Consider the following 9,157-nt stretch of genomic DNA (forward strand, 5'->3'; position numbering starts at 1 on the left):
CTCGTGCCGCAGTCGGTGTGCTTGGCGGCGCAGCAATTGCAACGACTCTTCCGAGAGTTGGCGTCCGTCTGGCGTTGTCATCGGCTTCACCTCTTTCCGGTCAATGGTCCAGTGTACTGCTTCTAATTAGGGTGTTAATAATGCTGATGCTGCACGTAGCATGAATCCCTTATCATTTGATGCGAATAGTGTTTGATTTCCGGAATTCATCTCTACGGATAAAAATGTTCGACTGGTTGCTGTGGTTTTTTTGAATGAAAATATTTCTATTAATGATCCGACTATAAAAATAAAATTTATCACTGATGCAATTGGTATTAAATCCTCTGACCAATTAAGTGTTTTAATTTGATTTTCGACTGCCTGCTGGAGTCCTGGATTATTTTTCCATAGCCATATTAAGCCGCCACCGAAAATTACCCAAAAGAATGGCATTAGTGATCTTTCGTGATGGGTGGTCTTTGTTATTTCTTTGACTGAAACGGTGGAGATGTTCGAGATCTGAAAAACAGTACTATCGAAAGCTAAAATGTTTCCGCGAACCACAAGTTTTGTTGTTGAGACTTCTGCTTGATTGTTGTTGGTTTCTTGTTCCTGTGCCAAGATATATTCCCCTTGTAGATGTGAACGTATTTTCGAAAAAGGCTGCAGCAGCTTGACTGCTCACGCTAAGCGCGCTTGAGCTTGTTCTTAGGAGGATATCGTTTGTTCATTTTTTCGTCTATCGGGTCTGCAACCTAGATCCTGGCTCCCGCTTGAGCCTCTCTTCATCGACACTCCGGCACCGCCGTCACCACAGCCCGCCCCCCCGCCTTCGCCCTCAGATTCTCCGCCGCCAGCCCCGCCATCGCCTGCCGCGTCGCCGTGGTCGCGCTGCCGATGTGGGGACTCAGCGTGACCTGCGGCAGGGCGCGCAGCCGCTCGGGCACTTGCGGCTCCTGCTCGAACACGTCGAGCGCGGCGCCACCGAGGCGACCCTGTTCCAGCGCCTCGATCAGCGCCGCCTCATCGACCACCGACCCCCGCGCCACGTTCACCAGCAGCCCCTGCGGCCCGAGCGCGTTCATCACCTCGGCGTTCACCAGATGCTTCGTCGCCGCACCGCCCGGCGTGATGACGCACAGCACATCGCACTGCGCCGCCAGCGCGACCGCCGACCCGACATGCGCATACGGCACGTCCGCACGCACTGTGCGCGTGTGGTACGCCACCGTCATGTCGAACGCGAGCGCCCGCCGGGCGATGGCCTGCCCGATGCGGCCCATGCCGAGGATGCCCAGCCGCGCCCCCGAGAGCTTGCGCGCCAGCGGCATCGGCCCCTGCGCCGGCCACAGCCCCTCGCGCACATGCCGATCCGCCGCCACCAGCCGCCGCGAGGCCGCCAGCATCAGCCCCAGCGCCAGATCCGCCACGTCGTCGTTCAGCACGTCTGGCGTGTGCGTCACGACCACCCCCCGCGCCTTCGCCGCCGCCACGTCGATGCCGTCATAGCCGACGCCCATCACCGAGATGATCTCCAGCGCCGGCAGCCGGTCCATCAGCTCCGCGCCCACCTTCGATTCACCGCTGGCCGAGATGCCCCGGATGCGCGGCGCCACCGCCTCGAACGCGGCCGGGTCGAGCAGGTGCAGCCGGTCATGCACCGTGAACGAGGCGCGCAGCAGCGGCTCCAGCAGCGGGTTCAACTGCATCACGGTCAGGATCTCGAAGTCGGGAAACTGGGGCACGGCGGCGGCGGCAACAGCAGCAGCGGGGGTATGGTTCAGGTCGGTCATGGTCACAGGCTCCGGGATTGCACGGGTATGGTTGTCATTCGTCATACCATAGTATCGTTGCGCACTTCCGGCGGTGGCGACCGGGAAAACGCGCAGCCACCACGATAACAACCCGCCGACCCGCCACGAGCCTGACGACCGATGAGCAGCACCCCCCCGAAGAAAAAACGCCCGGACGAACTGCGCAGCCAGCAATGGTTCGGCCGCCAGGACCGCGACGGCTTCGCGTACCGGAGCTGGGTCAAGGGCAAGGGCGTGCCGCACGACCAGTTCGACGGCCGCCCGGTCATCGGCATCTGCAACACCTTCAGCGAGCTGACCCCCTGCAACTCGCATTTCCGCACGCTGGCCGAGCAGGTCAAGATCGGCGTCTACGAGGCGGGTGGCTTCCCGCTGGAGTTCCCGGTGATGTCGCTCGGCGAGACGCTGCTGCGCCCGACCGCGATGCTCTACCGCAACCTGGCGTCCATGGACGTGGAGGAGTCGATCCGCGGCAACCCGATCGACGGCGTGGTGCTGCTGATGGGCTGTGACAAGACGACGCCGAGCCTGTTGATGGGCGCCAGCAGCGTCGATCTGCCGACCATCGGCGTCTCGGGCGGCCCGATGCTCAACGGCAAGTGGCGCGGCCAGGAACTCGGCTCGGGCACCGGCGTGTGGAGCATGAGCGAGCAGGTCCGCGCCGGCACGCTCAAGCTGCAGGACTTCTTCGAGGCCGAGAGCTGCATGCACCGCAGCCACGGCCACTGCATGACGATGGGCACCGCCAGCACGATGGCGTCGATGGTCGAGGCGCTCGGTGTCGGGCTGCCGGGCAACGCGGCGTATCCGGCGGTGGACGGGCGGCGCAACGTGCTGGCGCGGCAGGCCGGGCGGCGCATCGTGCAGATGGTCCACGACGACCAGAAGCTCTCCAGCATCCTCACCCGCGAGGCGTTCGAGAACGCGATCCGCACGCTCGCGGCCATCGGCGGCAGCACCAACGCGGTGATCCACCTGATCGCCATCGCCGGGCGGCTGGGCGTGCCGCTGTCGATCGACGACTTCGACCGGCTGGCCAGCGAGCTGCCGTGCCTGCTCAACCTGCAGCCGTCGGGCCAGCACCTGATGGAGGACTTCTGCTACGCGGGCGGCCTGCCGGTGGTGATGAAGGAGATCGCCCACCTGCTGCACACGGAGATCGTCACCGCCAACGGCTGCACGGTCGGCGAGAACATCGCCGATGCCGAGAACTTCGATCCGCGCGTGATCAAGACCTTCGACGCGCCGTTCAAGGCAAACGCCGGCATCGCGGTGCTGCGCGGCAACCTCGCACCACGCGGCGCGGTGATCAAGCCGAGCGCGGCAACCCCGGCGCTGATGCAGCATACCGGCCGCGCCGTCGTGTTCGAGGACTCGACCGACTTCCACGCCCGCATCGACGACGAGGCGCTGGACGTGGACGAGACCTGCATCCTCGTGCTGAAGAACTGCGGGCCGAAGGGCTATCCCGGCATGGCCGAGGTGGGCAACATGCCGCTGCCGCCGAAGGTGCTGCGCAAGGGCATCACCGACATGGTGCGCATCAGCGACGCCCGCATGAGCGGCACCGCCTACGGCACCGTCGTGCTGCACACCGCGCCGGAAGCGGCGGCGGGCGGCACGCTGGCCCTGGTGCAGAACGGTGACCTGATCACGCTGGACGTGGCCGGGCGGCGGCTGCATTTGCATGTCGAGGACGCGGAACTCGACCGCCGCCGCGCCGCGTGGACGCCACCCGTGCCGCCGATGGACAGCGGCTACTGGAAGCTCTACATCGACCATGTGCTCCAGGCCGACGAAGGCGCGGACCTCGATTTCCTCCGAGGCAAGCGCGGCAGCGCGGTGCCCAAGGACAACCACTGAACTCCCGGAGAAGCACCCCATGACCGACCGACTCCGCGGCAAGACCGCTCTCATCACCGCCGCCGGCCAGGGCATCGGCCGTGCCACCGCGCTGGCCTTCGTCCGCGAAGGTGCCCGCGTCATCGCCACCGACGTGAACGCCGCCGCGCTGGAGGCACTGGCCGCCGAATGTGGCTGCACGACGCAGGTGCTCGATGTGACCGACCCGGCCGCGATCGACGCCGCCGCTGCGGCGCACGGCCCGGTCGATGTGCTGTTCAACGGCGCCGGCTTTGTCCACGCGGGCACCGTGCTCGATTGCACCGAAGCCGAGTGGGACTTCGCGATGAACCTCAACGTGCGCTCGATGTTCCGCACGATCCGCGCCTTCGCGCCCGGCATGCTGGCCAAGGGCAGTGGCTCCATCATCAACGTCGCCTCGGTCGCCGGCAGCCTGAAAGGCGCGCCGAACCGCTTCGTCTACGGCACGACCAAGGCCGCGGTGATCGGTCTGACCAAGGCGGTGGCGGCGGACTTCATCACCAAGGGCGTGCGCTGCAACGCGATCTGCCCGGGCACGGTCGAATCGCCGTCCCTGCGCGACCGCATCGACGCGCAGGCCACCGCGTCCGGCCTGACCCAGGCGCAGGTCGAGGCCGCTTTCATTGCCCGCCAGCCGATGGGACGCCTGGGTCGCGTGGACGAGATCGCGGCGCTGGCCGTGTATCTTGCGAGTGACGAATCGTCGTTCACCACCGGGACCACGCAGGTCATCGACGGCGGCTGGTCGAACTGACCCCACACGCATACAGAACCCGAAAGGACATCCCATGAAACTCCTGCGCCACGGCCCCCGTGCCAACCCGAAACCCGGTCTGCTCGACGCCGACGGTCAGGTCCGCGATCTCTCCGCGCTGATCGGCGACATCACGCCGGCCACGCTGTCTCCCGCATCGCTCGCCGCGCTGGCCAGCGTTGACGTGCCCACGCTGCCCGTCGTGCCGCTGGGCGAGCTGCAGGTGCCGTGGACCGGCATGACCAAGTTCATCGCCATCGGCCTGAACTACGCCGACCACGCCGCCGAGTCGAACATGCCCATCCCCAAGGAGCCGATCGTCTTCACGAAGACGCTGGAGTCGGCGGTGGGCTGCAACCACGCGGTGGTGCTGCCGCAGGGATCGGTGAAGTCGGACTGGGAGGTCGAACTCGGTGTCGTGATCGGCACGCGGGCGCGTTACGTGTCCGAGGACGACGCGCTGGCGCATGTCGCCGGTTACTGCGTCATCAACGACGTGTCCGAGCGCGAGTACCAACTGGAGCGCGGCGGCACCTGGGACAAGGGCAAGGGCTGCGACACCTTCGGCCCCATCGGCCCGTGGCTGGTGACGGCCGACGAGGTGGGCGACGTGCAGCAGCTCGGCATGTGGCTCGACGTGAACGGCCAGCGCATGCAGACCGGCAGCACCGCCACGATGATCTTCAACGTCGCGCAGATCGTCAGCTACCTGAGCCGCTTCATGACGCTCAACCCCGGCGACGTGATCACCACCGGCACGCCGCCCGGCGTCGGCATGGGCAAGAAGCCGGACGCGGTGTTCCTGAAGGACGGGGACGTGATCCGCCTGGGCATCGACGGGCTGGGCGAGCAGCAGCAGACCGTGTACGCCTGGGATCCGGTGCGGATCGACGCCTGATCATGAGCGCCGGCCCCGTCATCCGCATCCATCCCGGCGACAACGTCGTCATCGCCCGCACGCAACTGCTGGGCGGCACCGTGCTGGCCGACGAGGGCGTGACCGTCTCCGGGCTGGTCCCGCCGGGGCACAAGATCGCCACCCGCGCCATCGCGGCGGGCGAGCCGGTGCGCCGCTACGGGCAGGTCATCGGCACGGCGACCCAGCCGGTCGCGCCGGGCCAGCATGTCCACACGCACAACCTCGCGTTCAGCGACTTCGCCCGCGAACACGCCGACGGGGTGGACGCCGTGCCGACCGCGTTCGAGGCGCTGCCTGCGACCTTCGACGGCATCGTCCGGGCGGATGGCCGGGTGGCGACGCGCAACTACATCGGCGTGCTGACCTCGGTGAACTGCTCGGCGACCGTGGCGCGGGCCATCGCCGACCAGTTCCGCCGCGACATCCGCCCCGAGGCGCTGGCGGACTTCCCGAACGTGGACGGCATCGTCGCGCTGACGCACGGCATGGGCTGCGCCACGGCGAGCGATGGCGAGGAGCTGCGCGTGCTGCGCCGCACGCTGGGCGGCTATGCGCGGCACCCGAACTTCGCGGCGGTGCTGGTCGTCGGCCTCGGCTGCGAGACGAACCAGATCCAGGGCCTGATCGCGCAGGAGGGCTTGCAGGAAGGCGCCCGGCTGGTCACGTTCAGCATCCAGGATTCGGGCGGCACGGCGCAGACCGTGGCGCGGGGCGTCGCGCTGATCCGCCAGATGCTGCCCGAGGCGAACCGCGCCACGCGGCAGCCGGTGCCGGCGTCGCACCTCGTCGTTGGCCTGCAATGCGGCGGCTCGGACGGCTACTCCGGCCTGAGCGCGAATCCGGCGCTCGGCGCGGCGGTCGATCGCCTCGTGCGGCATGGCGGCACGGCGATCCTGTCCGAAACGCCCGAGATCTACGGCGGCGAGCACCTGCTGACCCGCCGTGCCGTCAGCGTCGAGGTGGCCGACAAGCTGCGCGCCCGCATCGCGTGGTGGGAGGAATACACCACCCGCCACGCCATGCGCATGGACAACAACCCCTCCGCCGGCAACAAGGCGGGCGGGCTGACGACGATCCTCGAAAAGAGCCTCGGCGCCATCGCCAAGAGCGGCACGACGAACCTGGTCGATGTCGTCGAGTTCGCGCAGCCGGTCACCGCGCACGGCCTCGTCTTCATGGACACCCCCGGCTATGACCCCGTTTCGGCGACGGGGCAGGTCGCGGGCGGCGCCAACCTGATCTGCTTCACGACCGGGCGCGGCTCGGCCTATGGCTGCGCGCCGTCGCCGTCGCTGAAGTTCTCGACCAACACCGCGCTGTGGAACCGGCAGGCCGAGGACATCGACCTGAACTGCGGCACCGTGATCGACGGCGCCGAGTCGGTGGACGAAGCTGGCGAGCGCATCTTCCTCCTCATGCTGGACGCCGCCTCGGGCCGCGCCACCAAGAGCGAGCAACACGGCTACGGCCAGAACGAGTTCGTGCCGTGGCAGCTCGGCGCGGTGATGTGACCCACGGTGTGAACAAGGAATCCTGATGGCCCAGCCGATCGCCGAAGGCAGCGTGTACCTGCCTGCCGAAGACATCGCCGCGTGGGCGGTGCAGTGCCTGCAGGCGCTCGACCTGCGGCTGCCCGACGCCCGGCAGCTCGCCGACAGCCTTGTGCAGACCAGCCTGTGGGGCGTGGACACCCACGGCATTGCCCGCCTGCCGCACTACTTCGACCGGATCTCGCGGGGTTCGATCCGGGCGCGGCCGGTGCTGCGCATCGAGCGCACGGGCGCATCCACCGCGCAGGTCGATGGCGACCAGGGGCAGGGCATCCTCGTCGCGCATTTCGCCAACCGGCTGGCGATGGACATCGCCCGCGAGACCGGGATTGCGGCGGTGGGCGTGCGCGACTCGTCGCATTGCGGCGCGGTCGGCCTCTACGCCCGCGAGGCGGCGCGGGCCGGGCTGATCGGGCTGGCCTTCACCCATGCCGACAGCATCGCCGCCCCGCATGGCGGCCAGCGCCCGTTCTTCGGCACCAACCCGATCGCCATCGCCTTCCCGCGCGAAGGGGCCGAGCCGGTGTGCCTGGACATGGCGACGACCTCCATCCCGTGGAACCGCGTGATGAACGCCCGCCGCGAGGGCCACACGCTCCCGCCCGACATCGCCATCGACGCCCAAGGCCAGCCGACGACCGACCCGAACGCCGCCATCGCCGTCACCCCGCTGGGTGGCCACGACTACGGCCACAAGGGCTACGCGCTGGCGCTGATGGTCGATCTGCTCAGCGGCCCGCTGCACGGCAATCCCTTCGGCCCGCACATCCCGCCGATGTTCGCGGACCTCGACGCGCCGCGCCGCATCGGGGCGTTTTTCCTCGTCATCGACCCGATGCGCTTCGCGGGCGGGCCGCTGCTGGCCGCCGTGGTCGAGCAGATGGCCCGCGCGCTGGCCGCCGAGCCGGGCTCACCGCGCATGCCGGGCGATCCCGAGCACGACTGCGAAGCCGAACGCCGCCGCACCGGCATCCCCATCGAGCCGCAGCTGGCGCGGCAGATGCACGACTGGAGCGAGCGACTGCGTGTCGCTTCGCCCCTACGTACTATTGCGCAGGGGTAACCCTTGTGGTTTTGCTGGGTGTGGATTCCTAGAATCGCCAACAGCTTTCAGAACTGCCATCTCCCATATCTCCCATTCCTACTCAGTCAGGAGCTTCTGCATGGAACGTCGCAATTTCATTCGCCAAACCGGTCTGGCCGGTGTGCTCGCTGCGGGCGCCGCCCCGGCCATCGTCCAGGCGCAGGCCAATGTGCGCTGGCGTCTGGCGTCCAGCTTCCCGAAGTCGCTCGACACCATCTTCGGCGCCGCTGACGAGTTCGCCAAGCAGGTCAGCGCGATGACGGGCGGCAAGTTCCAGATCACCACCCACGCCGGTGGTGAGCTGATGCCGGCGTTCGGTGTCGTCGATGGCGTGCAGAACGGCACGGTCGAGATGGCCCACACGGCGCCGTACTACTTCTTCGGCAAGGACGAAACCTTCGCGCTGGGCTGCGCCATTCCCTTCGGCCTGAACAGCCGCCAGATGACCGCGTGGATGTACGAAGGCAACGGCCTGAAGCTGATGCGCGAGTTCTACAAGGGCTTCAACATCATCAACTTCCCCGGTGGCAACACCGGTGCGCAGATGGGCGGCTGGTACCGCAAGCCGATCACGTCGGTCGCAGACGTCAAGGGCTTGAAGATGCGCGTTGGTGGCTTTGCCGGCAAGGTGATCGAACGCATGGGCGGTGTGCCGCAGAACATTCCCGGCGGCGAGATCTACCAGGCGCTGGAAAAGGGCACCATCGACGCCGCCGAGTGGGTCGGTCCCTATGACGATCTGAAGCTTGGCTTCAACAAGGTGGCGCCCAACTATGGCTACCCGGGCTGGTGGGAAGGTGGTCCGCAGCTGGACTTCTTCATCAACCAGAAGGCGTTCGATGCGCTGACGCCGGAGTACAAGGCGATCATCGAAGCCGCAGCTTCGTATGCCCACCTGGACATGCAGGCCAAGTACGACGGCCGCAATCCTGCCGCGCTGAAGACGCTGGTGTCCGGTGGCACCAAGCTGTTCCGCTTCCCCAAGGACGTGATGGACGCGGCCTTCAAGGAGTCGATGGCTTTGGAGTCCGAGAACTCGGCCTCCAATCCGGCCTGGAAGAAGGTTCACACCGACTTCGCTGCGTTCCGCCGCGACGTGAACCTGTGGTTCAGGTTCACCGAGGCCGGCTTCGACGACTACATGCAAAGTGCCAGGCTCTGAATCTCGGG

8 protein-coding genes are annotated in these 9,157 nt (G+C 66.8%); 6 read left to right on the forward strand and 2 right to left on the reverse strand.

The annotated features are described in order from the left end of the window. Positions 1 to 126: 126 nt before the first annotated feature. Both RMP06_RS05605 and RMP06_RS05610 read right to left on the reverse strand, forming a co-directional pair. The gene (locus RMP06_RS05605; protein WP_310460788.1) at positions 127 to 603 is read right to left on the reverse strand and encodes a hypothetical protein; all 477 of its coding nucleotides are present in this window, start codon (positions 601 to 603) and stop codon (positions 127 to 129) included. A gap of 164 nt (positions 604 to 767) precedes the next feature. After that, complete coding sequence (locus tag RMP06_RS05610) at positions 768 to 1,691, reverse strand: 2-hydroxyacid dehydrogenase (RefSeq protein ID WP_310460795.1); 924 nt, start codon at positions 1,689 to 1,691, stop codon at positions 768 to 770. 225 nt (positions 1,692 to 1,916) lie between these two features. On the opposite strand from RMP06_RS05610, the gene RMP06_RS05615 reads away from it, so the two are divergent. The 6 genes from RMP06_RS05615 (at position 1,917) to RMP06_RS05640 (ending at position 9,149) form a co-directional block, all read left to right on the forward strand. Then, entirely contained in the window at positions 1,917 to 3,659 is a 1,743-nt protein-coding gene (locus RMP06_RS05615) for an IlvD/Edd family dehydratase (protein ID WP_310460789.1), read from the forward strand. 19 nt (positions 3,660 to 3,678) lie between these two features. Further along, on the forward strand, positions 3,679 to 4,434 hold the full coding sequence (locus tag RMP06_RS05620; RefSeq protein WP_310460790.1) for an SDR family oxidoreductase: 756 nt from the start codon (positions 3,679 to 3,681) through the stop codon (positions 4,432 to 4,434). Positions 4,435 to 4,468: 34 nt separating this feature from the next. Continuing rightward, the gene (locus RMP06_RS05625; RefSeq protein WP_310460791.1) at positions 4,469 to 5,332 is read left to right on the forward strand and encodes a fumarylacetoacetate hydrolase family protein; all 864 of its coding nucleotides are present in this window, start codon (positions 4,469 to 4,471) and stop codon (positions 5,330 to 5,332) included. 2 nt (positions 5,333 to 5,334) lie between these two features. Next, positions 5,335 to 6,864 (forward strand): UxaA family hydrolase, encoded by a 1,530-nt coding sequence (locus tag RMP06_RS05630; RefSeq protein WP_310460792.1) that lies wholly within the window; start codon positions 5,335 to 5,337, stop codon positions 6,862 to 6,864. 25 nt (positions 6,865 to 6,889) lie between these two features. Continuing rightward, positions 6,890 to 7,966 (forward strand): Ldh family oxidoreductase, encoded by a 1,077-nt coding sequence (locus RMP06_RS05635; protein ID WP_310460793.1) that lies wholly within the window; start codon positions 6,890 to 6,892, stop codon positions 7,964 to 7,966. A 100-nt stretch (positions 7,967 to 8,066) separates the two neighbouring features. Beyond that, complete coding sequence (locus tag RMP06_RS05640; protein ID WP_310460794.1) at positions 8,067 to 9,149, forward strand: TRAP transporter substrate-binding protein; 1,083 nt, start codon at positions 8,067 to 8,069, stop codon at positions 9,147 to 9,149. Positions 9,150 to 9,157: the final 8 nt, after the last annotated feature.

The organism is Sphaerotilus sp. (assembly GCF_031429695.1).
Lineage (GTDB): Bacteria > Pseudomonadota > Gammaproteobacteria > Burkholderiales > Burkholderiaceae_C > Sphaerotilus.